This window comes from Streptomyces sp. NPDC053493, assembly GCF_044544825.1.
Classification (GTDB): domain Bacteria; phylum Actinomycetota; class Actinomycetes; order Streptomycetales; family Streptomycetaceae; genus Streptomyces.
In genome coordinates this window covers 763,765-778,233 of the sequence record NZ_JBITXS010000003.1, presented here as the reverse complement: position 1 = coordinate 778,233, position 14,469 = coordinate 763,765, and the positions used below count along the sequence as shown (strand labels likewise).

General features: G+C 69.1%; 10 protein-coding genes and 1 CRISPR repeat array. All 10 genes read right to left on the bottom strand.

What is annotated here, in order from left to right; all coding sequences use genetic code 11:
• Positions 1-616: 616 nt before the first annotated feature.
• On the bottom strand, positions 617-1,174 hold the full coding sequence (gene tpg, locus ACIGO8_RS13290; RefSeq protein WP_399728478.1) for a telomere-protecting terminal protein Tpg: 558 nt from the start codon (positions 1,172-1,174) through the stop codon (positions 617-619).
• Positions 1,175-2,002: 828 nt separating this feature from the next.
• Positions 2,003-2,254 carry a hypothetical protein gene (locus ACIGO8_RS13285; protein WP_399728475.1) on the bottom strand — a complete coding sequence of 84 codons (252 nt, stop codon included), beginning with the start codon at positions 2,252-2,254 and terminating at the stop codon, positions 2,003-2,005.
• A 50-nt stretch (positions 2,255-2,304) separates the two neighbouring features.
• Positions 2,305-4,895: direct repeats of the CRISPR family, unit length 29 nt; unit sequence CGGCTCACCTCCGCTCGCGCGGAGAGGAC.
• A gap of 18 nt (positions 4,896-4,913) precedes the next feature.
• Positions 4,914-5,225, bottom strand: a complete 312-nt coding sequence (gene cas2e / locus ACIGO8_RS13280; protein ID WP_399728472.1) for a type I-E CRISPR-associated endoribonuclease Cas2e — start codon at positions 5,223-5,225, stop codon at positions 4,914-4,916.
• A gap of 25 nt (positions 5,226-5,250) precedes the next feature.
• On the bottom strand, positions 5,251-6,168 hold the full coding sequence (gene cas1e / locus ACIGO8_RS13275) for a type I-E CRISPR-associated endonuclease Cas1e (RefSeq protein WP_399728572.1): 918 nt from the start codon (positions 6,166-6,168) through the stop codon (positions 5,251-5,253).
• 77 nt (positions 6,169-6,245) lie between these two features.
• The gene (cas6e, locus tag ACIGO8_RS13270) at positions 6,246-6,914 is read right to left on the bottom strand and encodes a type I-E CRISPR-associated protein Cas6/Cse3/CasE (protein WP_399728469.1); all 669 of its coding nucleotides are present in this window, start codon (positions 6,912-6,914) and stop codon (positions 6,246-6,248) included.
• Positions 6,911-7,771: a type I-E CRISPR-associated protein Cas5/CasD gene (cas5e, locus tag ACIGO8_RS13265; protein ID WP_399728466.1), complete on the bottom strand. Its 861-nt coding sequence runs from the start codon at positions 7,769-7,771 to the stop codon at positions 6,911-6,913. The genes cas6e and cas5e overlap by 4 nt, the downstream gene beginning before the upstream one ends.
• Complete coding sequence (cas7e, locus tag ACIGO8_RS13260) at positions 7,768-8,940, bottom strand: type I-E CRISPR-associated protein Cas7/Cse4/CasC (protein WP_399728464.1); 1,173 nt, start codon at positions 8,938-8,940, stop codon at positions 7,768-7,770. Before cas7e ends, cas5e begins: the two co-directional genes overlap by 4 nt.
• A gap of 74 nt (positions 8,941-9,014) precedes the next feature.
• Complete coding sequence (casB, locus tag ACIGO8_RS13255; protein WP_399728461.1) at positions 9,015-9,758, bottom strand: type I-E CRISPR-associated protein Cse2/CasB; 744 nt, start codon at positions 9,756-9,758, stop codon at positions 9,015-9,017.
• Positions 9,759-9,799: 41 nt separating this feature from the next.
• Positions 9,800-11,371 (bottom strand): type I-E CRISPR-associated protein Cse1/CasA, encoded by a 1,572-nt coding sequence (gene casA, locus ACIGO8_RS13250; RefSeq protein WP_399728458.1) that lies wholly within the window; start codon positions 11,369-11,371, stop codon positions 9,800-9,802.
• A gap of 221 nt (positions 11,372-11,592) precedes the next feature.
• Positions 11,593-14,457 carry a CRISPR-associated helicase Cas3' gene (gene cas3 / locus ACIGO8_RS13245; protein WP_399728569.1) on the bottom strand — a complete coding sequence of 955 codons (2,865 nt, stop codon included), beginning with the start codon at positions 14,455-14,457 and terminating at the stop codon, positions 11,593-11,595.
• Positions 14,458-14,469 lie beyond the last annotated feature (12 nt).

Here is a 14,469-nt window from a genome sequence, read left to right as displayed (position 1 = left end):
CCCGCGGAGCGGGTACCCCATCGCTGCGCGATGGGCGAGCGAACCGCCGTGCTGCGCACGGTGGTTGCGCTCCCGCTCCGCGGGAGCGTGGGCGGGAGGCTGCGCCTCCCGCCCATCCCGCCTGCTGCGCAGGCGGGATGACGCTCCGTTCGCTGCGCTCCTCGGAGCGGCTCGGCTCCGCCTCGCGGGCCCGGCTTACGCTGCGCTCCAGCCAGGCCCGGGCGAGTCCGCTGCGCTCCCTCGCCCCAACAGTCCTTCCGGCTACGCCTCCAGTCCTACAGATGGCCCGCTGACGCGGGCCAAGCTGGCTACAAGGATCAGGGTTACTCGCTCGAGACAGGTTCCGCTGGAAGTGCTGACTCATTTTGATGCAGCATGTTCGGTTGGAGGAAACACAGGACACCCTCCGCTCACCCGGAACCTCGCTCTCTCCGAGAAGAACGACCGCAGACGACTGGACACCACGAATCTGCCAGAGTCGATCCCGCGCTGAACAGCGCCTCTGCAAGCCGGGTGAGCCAGCATCAGACCGCTGGTGCCCCGCCCGATCCGCCCTCCTCCAAGACCCGCGCAAGCCCACAGCTGAAACGCACGACCTGATCACGGCACCTGAACGCTAGGCAGTCGCGAGGCACAGAGCAAGGCGGCCAAACCAGACGGGATAGCGCCGGCCTCCCGTAGTGCAAGGTTCGCGGAAATAGACCTCGCCCAGTACGTCGACGGTGGCCTGCTGGAGTTCGCGGTCAGTGGCGCCGGCGTCCTGGGCCTCGAGGAGGCGTGCGGCCTGGGCGGGCGGGAGGGCGAGGGTGAGGTGGCGCAGGCGTGCGTCGTCGGTGGTGCCCGGGGCGGCGGTGAAGCCGAAGCGGGCGCGGACGTCGACCATCAGGCCGTCCGACGTCGCCGCGGCCTGGCGGGCCCTGGCACGGATCTGGGGTTGCCAGCGGCGGCGGACCTCGGCGGCCATCCGGTCGGCCAGCTCGGCGCGCGGGCGCTTGATCTGGTCGCGGACGTAGCGCTCCACGGTGCGCTGGGAGACACCGAGGAGCTGCGCGACCGCGCGGGTGCTGCCCTGGTGTTGGCGGACGAGGTAACGGACCTGGGCACCCGCGCTCTTCGGTATGGGGCGGGTGAACGCGCCCGCGAACGCGCCGGTCAACGCGGCGTCGATGGTCATGTCCGGTCCTCCGGTGGGCTGGGAAGGGTGGCGGCCGCCGGGTGCACGGGGTGCACGTGCACGTGTGCACGCGGCACCCCGCGTGCGGAAGCGGGCGGCCCGGGCGATACGAGGCGCTGTACGGCCACCTGAGCGGCAATCAGCACCCCGAACGACCAGCGAGACTTGAGAAGGGGTCCACGGCGCTCAGAACGCCACACAGGCCGCTCTAGACAGTCACTGGCCGAACTGCTGGTCACCCCAGCACACCCGCCCCGCGCACACCGCCCCTCCCACCACTGCAACCTCTTCACTCTCCCGACCACGCCCCGACACCATCACCCCAGCGCCCGTCCTCCGACCGACCACCAACCGCCCGGCACACGAACAAACCCAGCACGCCCCGCCATCCCCCGCTAGCTGCGCAGCACAGACGGAGAGAACACCCCGGACAAGCCCGCCCGCGCAGCTCACCAAACGGGTCGCGGTGAGCAAGGACCGCGCGTGGTCCCGCCTTTCGCTGCCGCCCCGTGCTCTCCCGAAACGGATAGAAAACCAGATCGGGAAAGATTACTGAATGCCCCGTATTCAGCCCAACGAGCATTAGGTAGAACAGGAAGCGACCCTCCGAAAAAGGTATGAATTTCCTGCAAGATCTACTACGCCCCCAGGACACCCAGCACACGAACTGGTCAGCCACCGGATCAAACAAGACGACCACTCGCTCGAGTAGATGCCGAGCACGGGGCCGTCCACTCCGGCGGTGGGCTCACTCAACGGAATGGATGCCGAGCACGGTGGCGCCCACTGCCGCAGGTCGGTGCGCGCCGCCGCGCCGGGTCCGCGCCATCAGGTCCACTCAATGGCGAACTCCCGGCCGCGGTGCGGTCCGGGCTGCTGTGGACGGTGCGCCCGCAGGACGACCGGACCCACCAGGCCCACCCCGCTGGCGCCAGCCTGCGTGATACGGCGGTCCGAGCGAGCGCGGGCGCCGTCGCCCAACCCGGCAAACACATCCCAGAGACGACGCAGCCAGTCGGCCTTGAGATCGAAGACTTCCATCTCCATGCAGGACTCCCGCAACGCCCACAGCGCCGCCATGTCCAACGCCTACCGGCGACCGGCCTTCCGCTCCCGGGCCCGGAATCAGCAACCCACCCCCCGCTCACGCGGACAGGACGCGGCGCCGCCGGCGATGTTGAACCAGGTGACCGGCTCACCTCCGCTCACACGGAGAGGACCGTCGGCCCACCTTCGCTCTGTACGCCTGCTGCGGCTCACCTCCGCTCACGCGGAGAGGACTGCGCCTTGTCATGCCGCCGCTCTTCGCGGTCCGGCTCACCTCCGCTCGCGCGGAGAGGACATCTGCTGCAGCAGGCCCCTGTGCAGGCCCCGCGGCTCACCTCCGCTCGCGCGGAGAGGACGCCAGGGTCCGGGTCGTGGTGACGAGCCGGGTCGGCTCACCTCCGCTCGTGCGGAGAGGACGCTGCCGGCGGGCTGATCGGCGGGGGCGGCTTCGGCTCACCTCCGCTCGCACGGAGAGGACGGGTCCGGGTCGACGGCAAGTTCCTTCTCCGTCGGCTCACCTCCGCTCGCGCGGAGAGGACGTGTTCGCCACGTCCGTGAACGCGGTGCCGATCGGCTCACCTCCGCTCGCGCGGAAAGGACGCCACCTGGTCCCAGCCCTTGGCCGTGAGCCGCGGCTCACCTCCGCTCGCACGGAGAGGACGTTTACCGGCCGCCGCCAGGTGCCGAACAGGCCGGCTCACCTCCGCTCACGCGGAGAGGACGGTGCGGTGCGACGTTCGTAGAACTGGTGGGGCGGCTCACCTCCGCTCACGCGGAGAGGACGCGCTGTACCTCGCCGTCGCCTACTCGACCGGCGGCTCACCTCCGCTCACGCGGAGAGGACACCGTCCTGCCCGAAGGCTGCCGCGTGGTCGACGGCTCACCTCCGCTCACGCGGAGAGGACTACGCGCGGTCGGTGTGGCTGAACTGGGCACCCGGCTCACCTCCGCTCACGCGGAGAGGACGCCCAGAACGCATCAACCCCCTGCCCAGTCACCGGCTCACCTCCGCTCACGCGGAGAGGACACGCCACCCCAGACGTATGGGACGCCCAAGTACGGCTCACCTCCGCTCACGCGGAGAGGACGCCCCGGACGCGTCCGGCGGGTACACCACGACCGGCTCACCTCCGCTCACGCGGAGAGGACGACGCGATCCGCGTCTCACCGGCGCCCTGGACCGGCTCACCTCCGCTCGCGCGGAGAGGACGGCTGAGTCGTCGGCTGCTCCGTCGTCGGAGGCGGCTCACCTCCGCTCGCGCGGAGAGGACCTCGCCGTCGCCGGGGTCTCGATCCTGAGCAACGGCTCACCTCCGCTCGCGCGGAGAGGACAACGGCCTGCGCAAGCTCCTCGCCGCCATGGGCGGCTCACCTCCGCTCGCGCGGAGAGGACGGCGCCGGCCTCGTGCTCATCCTCAGCGTCATCGGCTCACCTCCGCTCGCGCAGAGAGGACGTCGAGGCTGTTCTCCTGCCAGATGCGGTTCGCGGCTCACCTCCGCTCGCACGGAGAGGACTCCTCCACGCCACTGCCTGGTCTTCATGTCGGCGGCTCACCTCCGCTCGCGCGAAGAGGACGCAGGCGGGCGCGTGCTGGCACATGGCGATTCCGGCTCACCTCCGCTCACGCGGAGAGGACGACGCGATCCGCGTCTCACCGGCGCCCTGGACCGGCTCACCTCCGCTCGCGCGGAGAGGACGGGTAGGGCAAGCCCTGTGCCAAGCTGCGCTCCGGCTCACCTCCGCTCGCGCGGAGAGGACCACCGTCATGGCGTTCGCTGCGATCTCGGCGCCGGCTCACCTCCGCTCGCGCGGACAGGACGTGGTCGATGTCCCGGACGCGCCCGAGGGCGACGGCTCACCTCCGCTCGCGCGGAGAGGACGCCTTCTGCGTCGCCTCGGCTCCCACGACGTTCGGCTCACCTCCGCTCGCACGGAGAGGACTGGTTGCGGCCCTGCGGCCGGCGACGGGCGTTCGGCTCACCTCCGCTCGCGCGGAGAGGACGAGGGCCTGAAGGGCTCAGACGCCGGTACCAGCGGCTCACCTCCGCTCGCGCGGAGAGGACGGCCCGCCGACCGTGGTCCACTGGACCCGCAGCGGCTCACCTCCGTACGCGCGGAGAGGACGCATGGAGTCAGCCTACGGCCAGGGTCTGACACGGCTCACCTCCGCTCGCGCGGAGAGGACGTGACCCGCTGCGCGGCGAGCGCCGACTCGGGCGGCTCACCTCCGCTCGCGCGGAGAGGACCATGACCGCCCGGACTCGCGCGAAGGACGGGTCGGCTCACCTCCGCTCGCGCGGAGAGGACTCGCGCTGAGCACATCGGTGACCTGCAGCAGGCGGCTCACCTCCGCTCGCGCGGAGAGGACGGGCCCCATAGCCACCGGTCCCCCTCCTGAAACGGCTCACCTCCGCTCGCGCGGAGAGGACAGGCGCCCGGAGAGATGGACATGGATGAGGAGCGGCTCACCTCCGCTCGCGCGGAGAGGACGCAAGGTCGATGACGCCCTTGTCGGCCAGAGCCGGCTCACCTCCCCTCGCGCGGAGAGGACCACACCCTGTGAGATCACCCCACGTGTGCGGGCGGCTCACCTCCGCTCGCGCGGAGAGGACCGGCGCCTGGCGCTGCTCACGTACCCGTTCACCGGCTCACCTCCGCTCGCGCGGAGAGGACCCTTACTGACCTGGGACTCTAGACCTTCCTTGCCATCTCTTTACCCAAACGCTGGAAGCCGATCAAGGTCAACCCATCGAAATCGAGAGGGTTTCGACGGTGCAAGCCAGCCGTGCGGAGTTCAAATCCTTGCTCGTTGTTACTGGGGTAGGCAAGTGCGGCTACTCCGCTTCCTGCGTAGTCGGCCACTGAGTTCCACAGCTCATCCCGGACTCGGGCAGAGACAGTGCCGACATACAGTTCGGGCGTGACTTCGAGAAGCCAGCGGGTCAGGGCTCCCCGAAGGTGGTCAGGTACGGCGGTAACAGCGATGACGATCATCGAAGCCACGACGGGTAGCCTTCCGGCTCTGCGATCACGTGGTTACTCCGTGGTTTGTGCCGCCGGGGACGGCTCCTGTGACGGGGTCCCACAGGTCGACAAGTCGCTCCTCCGGATCTGGCGCCTCGTGCTTGGAGGTGGGGTCCAGGAGTGTCTGGATGTCAGTCACGATGCGTGGCAAGAGTTTGAACAGCCGCAGGCCGTCGCGGAACGAGCGGCGGGCCTCGGCTTCCGGATTGGTGGAGGTATGAAGAGAGAAGGCAAGAGGGATGGTGAGTTCGGCTTTGTACAGGTCGGCGATGTCGTAGACGAAGGCTTGTTGGTTGCCGCTGTGCACGTATCCGAGAGCGGCTGAGCAACCCAGTGCGAGGATGGCTGCGTGCACGATGCCGTAGAGGCAGGTGTTGGCGGAGGAAAGTGCCAGGTTGACGGGGTCCTGGCTGTCCCAGGACGCGGGGTCGTATGCGCGGCGGAATCGGCCAATCTTGTGTTGTTGGGCAAGGATGCGATACAGCGCCTTGACGCGTTGGCCTTCCATGCCTCGCAGCTGTTCAAGGGTTGTTCCTCGAGGCACGGTGCGGGCGCCAAATCGCATCTCGTACATGGCGGTGGCTATGGCGAGGCGCTGAGTGTCGTCTGCCCAGGTCCTTGTCTGTCGTTCGAGCCACATGGTGGTGAGCGAGTCGGGGGGTGCTGCCGCGTAGCAGCGGACGCCGCCGGATCCTGTGATGAGGACGGTGGTTCCGTGTCGGGCGAACGTGGCCAGCGCGCGGGCGGTGATGGAGGTGCCAGGACCGAGGAGGACGCAGCTGAGGGCTGCGGTGGGAAGGTAGACGGTTTCGGTGCCGCGGTGTTCGCTGGTCACTTCCGCGCAGACGCCTGTGTCGTCCTGATGGATACGGACGATGTCGAGGTAGAGGAACGAGATCGAGTCGGCGATGCGGGGCAGCATGGCAACGGTGGGCGCTGCGAGCTTGCGTCGGCCGTCGGTGGTGGTACGTCCGGTGGTCGCCTTTGGGGCTGAGGTGCTCACTGATCTGTCCCTGGTGCGGGTGCGATGCTGAGCATTCCGCATCCGTAGGCTTTGCCGCGGCCGATGCCGCTGGTGATCTTCGCTCGGAGTTGGTCGGGATCGATGATGGTGGCGGTTCCGTCGAAGCGGGTTCGCGCGTGGCGGATGTGCTGTTTGCTGCCGGAGCTGCGGGTTCCGCGAAGGCCACGGGCCGTGTCGAGGGGTTGGGAGTGCAAGGTGAGCAGTTTGAGGCCGGCCGTGTCAGCCTGGCGCATCCACCACTCTTCGGCGGCGGTTCCGGTGAGTGGTACGACGGCGGGCAGGTTGTAGGCCGCTCGGGTGGTGGCTCCGGGCTTGCGGACAGCGCTGGCGGCGCATCGGTAGCGGATGGTCAGGCCGGGGCGCAGGGCGGCCAGGAGTGGGTCCAGGGAGCGGGTCACGGCGGTGCCGTAGCCGGCGGGAAGTTGGGCGGGGTCGGGTTCCTGGTTGCTCTGCATGAGCAGGTGGGGTCCGGTTGGAGTGTCGTCGGTGCGGTGCAGGATGCCGAAGCGGGCGCGCGGGTCGGGGCCGGCGTGGTCGGGGAAGAGGGACATCAGGCGGCGGTGTGTTGCGACGGCGTCGCGGGTGTCGCGGCGGGCGTCGCGGGAGCGGAGGTCTGGAACGATGCGTGTGAGCCAGATCGTCACTGTCCGCTCCTTTGTGTCGTGTTCATGTGGTGGTTGAGGTAGGTGGAGAGGGCCTGCAGGTGGGCGGTTCCCAGTCCGTGGTATTGGGTGCGGGGTGGCTGCAGGGTGAGCTGGTAGAGCATGCGGGTGAGGTAGGTGCGCCGGCGTGGGTGGAAGGTGGTCGGCTGGTCGGTGATCTCTCCGGCTGTCTGGTCTGCCTCGTGCGGTGCGGGGTGGCCCCAGTTGGTGGGTGCGGGCAGGTGGGTCAGGGTCCGGTCGCTGGTGAAGGTGATGCCGTGGGCGGTGTCGTGGTTCTTGGGTGGGGGCGCGGCGATGGGTAGGTGGAGCAGGTGGTGGAGGGCGTCGTTGGTTGTGCCGAGGAGCAGGGGTCCTTCGGGTGGGCAGGATCGGCGTCCCAGGTAGAGGGGCCATTGGGGTCGGGTTAGGGCTTGGGCGCAGGTGTGGAGGATGGGGTGGTTGCCGTCGGGGTGGGTGAGGGCGACGGTGAAGGCGGCGTCGGCGAGGTAGGTGCGGTGGGTGAGGAGGGTGGTGTGGTGGCCGCTGCGTTTTTTTCCTTCTGCGGTGGTGACGGTGGCTTTGGCCGGCAGTCCGCCGCCGACGGTGTGCAGGTCGCGCAGGAGGACGCCTGGCCGGTCGGTTCGTACGGTCAGTGAGAGCTGGGTCAGGTCGTCGATCGGTTCGTGGCGTTGTCGTCCCAGGGCTGCGGCGAGCAGGCCGATGATTGCGGAGCGGGTGGGGAAGGGAGCGGTGTCGCGTTCGTTGAAGTGGCTGTGGGTGCCCCAGGACTGCAAGGGGCCGGCGAGGCGGAGCAGCAGTCCGTGTTCGGCGGTGGGGCGGGAGACGGCGGGAGGTGTCACGCGGTGGCCTCCGGGGTGGCGGCCAGCGCGGTGTCGAGTGCGGTGGTGATGAGGTCGTCGAAGGCGTCGTGGCGGGTGCCGAGGCCGTCGAGGTCCTTGGTTTCCAGGCTGGTCCAGCCGGAGGTGAGGATGCTGCTGGTGCCGAGCATGGTGTTGGCGGCGCGCGCGTAGTCGGCGAGGGCTTGCCGGGAGGGGGCGGCGTAGCCGCCTTCGTGTGCGGAGGTTACGGGGCTTTCGAAGGCGGCGGCGTAGGACAGGGGGCGGTCGGTTCGGACGGAGAGGTGGACGAGGTCGGGGATGGTGTGGGCTGCGGTGGAGTTCTTCTTGGCCTGCGGCAGGGAGAGGATGAAGGCGCGTAGGAAGGCGTGGGAGAGTTCGCGCAGGGTGTTGTTGCCGGCGGCGGTGTTGCGGGTGAGGTCGCGCAGGTCGAGGGTGGCGTAGCGGTAGAAGGTGCCGGCGCTGAATTCGGTGTGGCCCATGTGTCCGCTGCCGGCGGAGTCTTTCCAGCGGGCGGTGACGTCGTCGACGGCGGAGAAGTAGTCGAGTTCGACGTCGGTCTCGTGGGTGGTCAGGGCGTGGGCGACCTGGACGGCTCCGTCGACGCCGGCGTCGTCGACTTCTGCGAGCATCCGTCCGAAGAGGTTGATGACTGCGTTGCGGGTTCGCAGGATCTTTTCCACCTGGTCTTTGGGCAGGACGCTTTTGTCGGAAGGCTTCTTGATGTCCTTGGCGGCTTCCAGGGCGGTGCGGTGTTCCTGGGCGAGGTTCGCCAGTTCGGCAACGGCGGATTCGGGCACGTAGACCATGGCGTTGGTCAGTACCTTGTTGTCGACGGTCTCCTTTCCTTCCTTGGCCAGCTCGAACTTGATGCTGCTGGCGGCAGCGACGTGCGCTCCGGCCCGTTCGGCGAGGTCCTGCGGCCAGTCGTGCTGTTCGGCCAGGAGGCGGGTTACGCGCTCGCCGATGCGGCGTGTGCGCAGCGCGGCTTCGCCGATGTGCTCCTCGAACGAGCCGCGCAGGGCCCGCTTCCAGGACTGGCTGCTGACGCGGGTACGCAGGGTGTTGCCGTACTGGACGGTCTTGACACTGTTGGTGTCGTCCCGGTTGAGGTTGGCCAGCGGAACGGACTGCAGGACGTGGATGTCGATGAAGCGGGCGGCTGTGGCCATGGGTTGGTTTCCTTCTTCTAGCTGGGCTATGGCGGTGCTGCGGGACCGGACGGTTGGGGGCGGCTCGGTGCCGGTCAGGGGGCGGGGTCCTCGGGGGTGTTTTGCGTGTCTTCTTCGTCGCGGCGTGCGGCCGCTTGGCGGTTGTCCTTCTCGCGCAGCCGGTAGTAGTCCTGCAGCCAGCGTCGTGTGATGCGGCCCGAGTGCCGGCGCCAGTGGGTCAGGTCGGTCAACAGCTGGGCCCAGTCGACCGGCACGTCGCAGGCGCGCAGGTAGGCGACGGCGGCCGGCAGGTGGCGGTGCAGACCAGGAACGCTCTGGCGGGTCAGCAGGTTGAGGCGGCTTTCGGCCGTTGCCTCGCGCATCGTCTTGTCCCGTCCCGGCGACTGGACGACGGCCTTGGCGAAGGCGATGCCCAGGCTCTGGCCGAAGCCAGGTGTTCCCCGCGGGGACGGCTGGGGGGCATCGACGGTGGCGTGCTGGTCGTGGTCGTCGGTGAGCGGGTTGGGGAGGACGAAGGCGCTGCTCGGCTGGGCCGCGATCATGGAGGCCACGGTGTAGTAGGCGCGCTGGGTGTCTGTTGGTGTCGAGTCGGTTGGAAGCCACGGGGCGACGACGCGGTGCATCTGCGGGACAGCGTCAAGGTTCTTCCTCAGTCCGCTGCGCAGAGCGGTGCGTGCGCCGGGATCGGCGGCGCAGAGTTGCTCGACCCATGCCACGAAGGCCGTCTCGCGCCGTCGGTGCTCTGCGGTGGCCTGTTTCGGGATTGCCGGCTGCGGCAGGCTGGAGTCGTCCGGCGCCTGGGGTGTCGTCATCGTCATCTGGGTGGATCCCTCCGTGGGGACGGACGGCGAGGGTTGCGTCATGTGGTCGGCTGTTTCTTGGGGGCTCCGCCGTAGAGCTCGATACGGGCCTGCGAGACGGCTTTGGCTCCCCGCTGGGTACGGGTGGCGTTGTCGGTCACCGTTTCGAAGGCCTCCTCCGCCAGGCGTAGGAATGCCTTGCGTGCTTCTGCCGTGTCCAGCCCTGCGCCCGGCAGCGTTCCGGTGCGGTCGAGTTGGCGGAATCTGCGCCAGAATTCGGCCTCGGCCCGGGGCCAGTAGCGGGCTGTGGCGTCGGCGATCCAGGTGTCGGCGTCCGCCTTGGGGTCACGGACGTAGTCGGTCCACGCCCGCGTGACCGCTCGCTGGAGCCGCCAGCCGAAAATCTCTCCCAGGTGACGCAGCCGGCCCACGGCCGGTGCCGTCGCCGCGGCGTCGCGTTCCACCAGGTCGAACACCGGCGGTGTGACCGCGTCGACGAACTGGGTGTCCTTGGCCTGGCCGTCCTGGTCGAAACCGAGGGCGCGGATCCGCAGGTGCGGTGAGATCTCCAGCGCCGAATCGATGATCTCGGGCCGCTTGGCCTGCGTTGTGCCCGAGGGTTTGAGGAGCAGGAGGGCGTCCAGGTCGCGCCACAGGGATCTGCTCGCGTCGGCCGGCCGCGGGTAGCGGTTGTTTTGCTGGCTGATCTGCCAGATCAGGAAGGGATCGTCGCGTTCGATCCGGCCTGCCCGGTAGGCCCAGGTGATGTAGGCGTCGAGGGTGTGTTTGCCGTCGTGGTCGGGGACGAGGAGCAGCGCGTGCTGGGAGCAGGCGGTCAGGCGTGAGCAGGGTCCGCAGGGCAGTTGTGGTGGGGCGGCCGGGTCGGGCAGGTCGTCCCGTTCCCACGGGCACAGGTCGTCCTGTCGGCGCACGGTGCGCGCGGGCCGGACGAGGCCGGCGAGGAGGGTCTCGAAGAGGTTTTCACCTTCGGGGTGGTAGGAGAGCGCCGTCCGCAGCGGCCCGGCTGTCACCGAGGCGGTCTTCTCGCCGCCGACGTCGCGGACCGAACACCGTCCGGAGGGGCCGTAGTAGTGCCAGGCCAGGAGGTTCAAGGTGGCTTGCGCCGACGTGGGCAGGTCGGGTGCCGCGTCGTGGCCGTGTCTGAACCAGGCATGGTTGTTGCCCGCCGGGCGGGTCACGACCAGTTTGTTCACCCCGGCGGTGTTGCCGGGGTCGCACTGGTCGGCGAGCCGCGCGTCCTGCATCCACGGGCGGCCGCCCGCGGGGTCGTACAGGAAGAAACGGCCGCGCCAGCGGGTGAGGTACTCCTCGACGCGACCGGCCGGAAAGTGTCCTTCCTCCAGGACGTCGATGCGCTGGTCGGTCCAGTCCCCGGGGCCGGCTTCGTCGAGGCCGGTCACTCTGGCGGTCAGCGCGTAGAGGATTCTGAGCAGCGCGGAGTGGGCGGGCGGCTCGGAGACGGCGAGGCCGGAAATCTCCGCTGCCCGCAGCAGCACGTCGCGCAGGCCCACGTGATCGGGAAGCTCCTCGCGCTGCGCGGACTGTGTCTCGGGGCGCCACCGGACCGGGATCCATGGCTCGTCGATCAGGTTGAAGACGCCATCAGGCATGGTGAACATCCGATCCGATAGACCAGAATGAGACAGGGACCCCGTATGAGCGGGGGTGAGCCGTCAGCGGGACGCAGCGCCTTGGCATGGCCGGCCCCATGCCCGCGCAAGCGGGCGACGCCGCTCCACCAGCAGCCTGAAAATGTTGCAACAGGCCTTGGTGGGGCGGCATTTGATGCTAGCCAAGTCAGCAGGACGAAGGGGTGACTTCTCCGAAATCCTCATCGGCGTTCGATTCCCACGTGTGAGACCGTGAACGTCCGCCCGCCGCGAGGGGAACTCCAGGTCCCGTCACCGCTCTGCGTCATCCGCAGCACGACGAGATCCCGAAGCAGCGGGTGCTTCTCCCACCCCGCCGGGGCCGGCTGCGACTCGGTGCCGTCGCGCAGCCACCGGCCGGGAACAGGGGCCGCATGCTCCATCAGCAGGCGCAGCTCTTGCCTCGACGGCCCGCCTCGGCTCGTCGGCATCGGGACACAGCCCTCGGCATCCAGGGTCACCCCGCCGTCACCTTGCTCGTAGACGCACAGGACACGTCCGGAGTCCGCCCCCAGGCGCGTGGTCAGCATCTCCTGCGTCATGCCGCTGTCCCTGCGGCTGAGCCGGTGCAGGTCACCCACGACATCGGCCGGCGCACAGATAGCGGCCAGGTCCGCCAGGTAGGTCTCGGCGGCCTGCGTGGCGTGCCGTTCGTTGTCCATCCGCTGCAGCTCCTGGAGCACGGCAGGATCAAGGCAGTCGACGAAAACCGGCGCATAGACCTCGTCGACAAGTCGTTGCACGTCTTGCGGAACCCGGATGCCGCCAGCCTGCTCCCGCTGCAGCAGCAGGGAGGTCCGCTTCAGCAGGCCCGGGTCGTAGACGCTGCCCCACGACACCGGAGGCCTCACCGCCTCCTCCTCGTGAAGGGGATCGAGGACCACCAGCCTCGGCCGGTCCTCCCCCACGGCCCACAACGGTCTCGCCGACGCCCCACGATCGTGACGCCGGCACCGGCCCGCACGCTGCAACAGCTGCGCCAGCGGAGCCAGATCACTGACGACCAGGTCGAAGTCGAGATCAAGAGACTGCTCCACGAGCTGCGTGGCAACCAGAATCGACGCGGGACGGGGCCGCTCGAGATCCTGCCCGCCCGCCGGCTTACCGTAGGCGGCTTCGCACTCCTCGGTGATCCTCCGCCGCACGATCGCCGGATATCGAGAATGCAGCAGCCTCAAACCGCCCGGGCGCTTCGCCAGCGCGGGAAAGGCCGCGGCCAGATCACGGAACGTCCGCTGCGCCTCAGCTACCGTCGTGCAGCACACCAGCGCACAACCGCCGTCCTCGACGACCGCCTGCAACTCCCGCCGCAGCGCTTCACGCCGGCCGCCTTCCCTCAGCGGAGCGTCCGGCCTGTCCGCGCAGTCCCATGCCACCGCGCGGATCACGACGTCCAGCGTCCGCGCACGCCTGCTGCCGACCTCACGCGGCTGCGACACCCGGCCCGAGGAGGCACCCACATACAGCCAACCCGGGTAGCAGGGCTCCACCACGGAAGGCTCCTCGTGCCCCGCTCCCCGCCGGTATGCGTCCACCAGCGACGTGGCTGTCCGTCCGCTCAACGTGGCCGACAGCAGCACCACCGGAACACCCAGCGCTCCCAGCCACTCCAACAGGCGGACAAGCAGCTGATGCATCCACGGCCCGTACGCGTGAGCCTCGTCGACGACGAACACCTTCTCCGCCAGGCCGAACAGACGCAGCGCGTTGTACCGCAAGGGCAGTACGCCACTGAGTACCTGGTCGATCGTCCCCACACCCAACGGCGCCAGCAGCCCGCGCCGGGGGCCGGCCAGCCACGCGGCCGCCTCCGCCGCCGTCGATGAGCCGGCACTCACCTGCCCCGCGCCGCAGTCCTCCTCCACCGCACCGGCCGGACGAAGCCAGGCCATCGAGTGCAGCAGCGTCAACGCCCGCGCCCCGGTGAGCGCCGCGTCCTTGAACCTGCGAATCCTGGGGAGCATCGCATCAGCCGTCGCCATCGTCGGCAACGCCACATACACGCCCCGGCACCCCGCCGCACGGCCCAGCACCGACGCGGCGAACAAAGCCGCCTCCGTCTTCCCGTCCCCGGTCGGTGCCGTGACGAGCAACAGCCCCGGCCCCTCGCGCCTGACCATCCCCGGCAGGTTCGCCACAAGATCGGCCTGCAGAAGGTTCGGCTCGAAGGGAAACATCTCCCCGAACCGGTCGACCGCGAACTCCGCGCGCCCGATCCCGGCCCGAGCCGCCACACCACCCACCATCCGGCAGACCCGACGCCAATGAGCATCGACCTCGCCACCAGTCCCCCGCCACCCCGGCGGCGGCATCAGCGACTCGACCACATCCGACTGGCTCACCAGCCAGTCGGACACCACCACAAGCCCCGTCACCACCATCGCCAGATCAGCAGGCAACCCACCCTTCGGAACCGCCCGCGCCCCCGTCACCCGGCGCAACTCGGCAAAATGCAACCGCCGCTGCTCATCCCAGCCCGCATCCCCCAGCCCCGGCTGATACACCCCGGCCTGCCGCAACTCATGCTCCTGCAACACCCCGCCGAACCAGCCATGATGCCCCCCGAGAAGCTGAGCCACCTGATGGCCGACAGCCCCCTTCATCAACTGCCGACCGCCCCCAACCCGCCGGCCTTGCGGATACCCCACCTCCTCCAGCAGCGCCGCAAGCGCCCAATGCGTCGCCATCTCATGACGAAAACCACGCTCCCGCTCCGCACCCGGCGCACACCGGTAGCCCGGATCCCCATCCAGCACGGCAAACAACTCCGGCACCTGCGCCTGAAACACCGGCGTGATCTTGCCCAGATCATGCAGACCAGCCCAGAACGACACCACACACCGGGCCTCACCGAGCGACATCCCCAACGCCTCGGCAACACGCTCCCGCGTCCGCTCACCCAGCAACGCGTCCCACAAAAACCGGAACATCGCAGCAGAATCCAGCAGATGACACACCACCGGATAAGGCCGCGACAAACCCCGCTGCTTCCCCCACAACCGGCAGTCCACGACCACCCCTGAACCTAAAAAGCCCTCACCGTGCATCACACAGCAACA

Excerpts from the sequence above, each read along its gene's own strand:
- tpg (WP_399728478.1), bottom strand. The coding sequence starts at position 1,174 with ATGACCATCGACGCCGCGTTGACCGGCGCGTTCGCGGGCGCGTTCACC.
- ACIGO8_RS13285 (WP_399728475.1), bottom strand. The coding sequence starts at position 2,254 with ATGGCGGCGCTGTGGGCGTTGCGGGAGTCCTGCATGGAGATGGAAGTC.
- cas1e (WP_399728572.1), bottom strand. The coding sequence starts at position 6,168 with ATGCTGCCCCGCATCGCCGACTCGATCTCGTTCCTCTACCTCGACATC.
- cas7e (WP_399728464.1), bottom strand. The coding sequence starts at position 8,940 with ATGGCCACAGCCGCCCGCTTCATCGACATCCACGTCCTGCAGTCCGTT.
- casB (WP_399728461.1), bottom strand. The coding sequence starts at position 9,758 with ATGACGATGACGACACCCCAGGCGCCGGACGACTCCAGCCTGCCGCAG.
- casA (WP_399728458.1), bottom strand. The coding sequence starts at position 11,371 with ATGCCTGATGGCGTCTTCAACCTGATCGACGAGCCATGGATCCCGGTC.
- cas3 (WP_399728569.1), bottom strand. The coding sequence starts at position 14,457 with ATGCACGGTGAGGGCTTTTTAGGTTCAGGGGTGGTCGTGGACTGCCGG.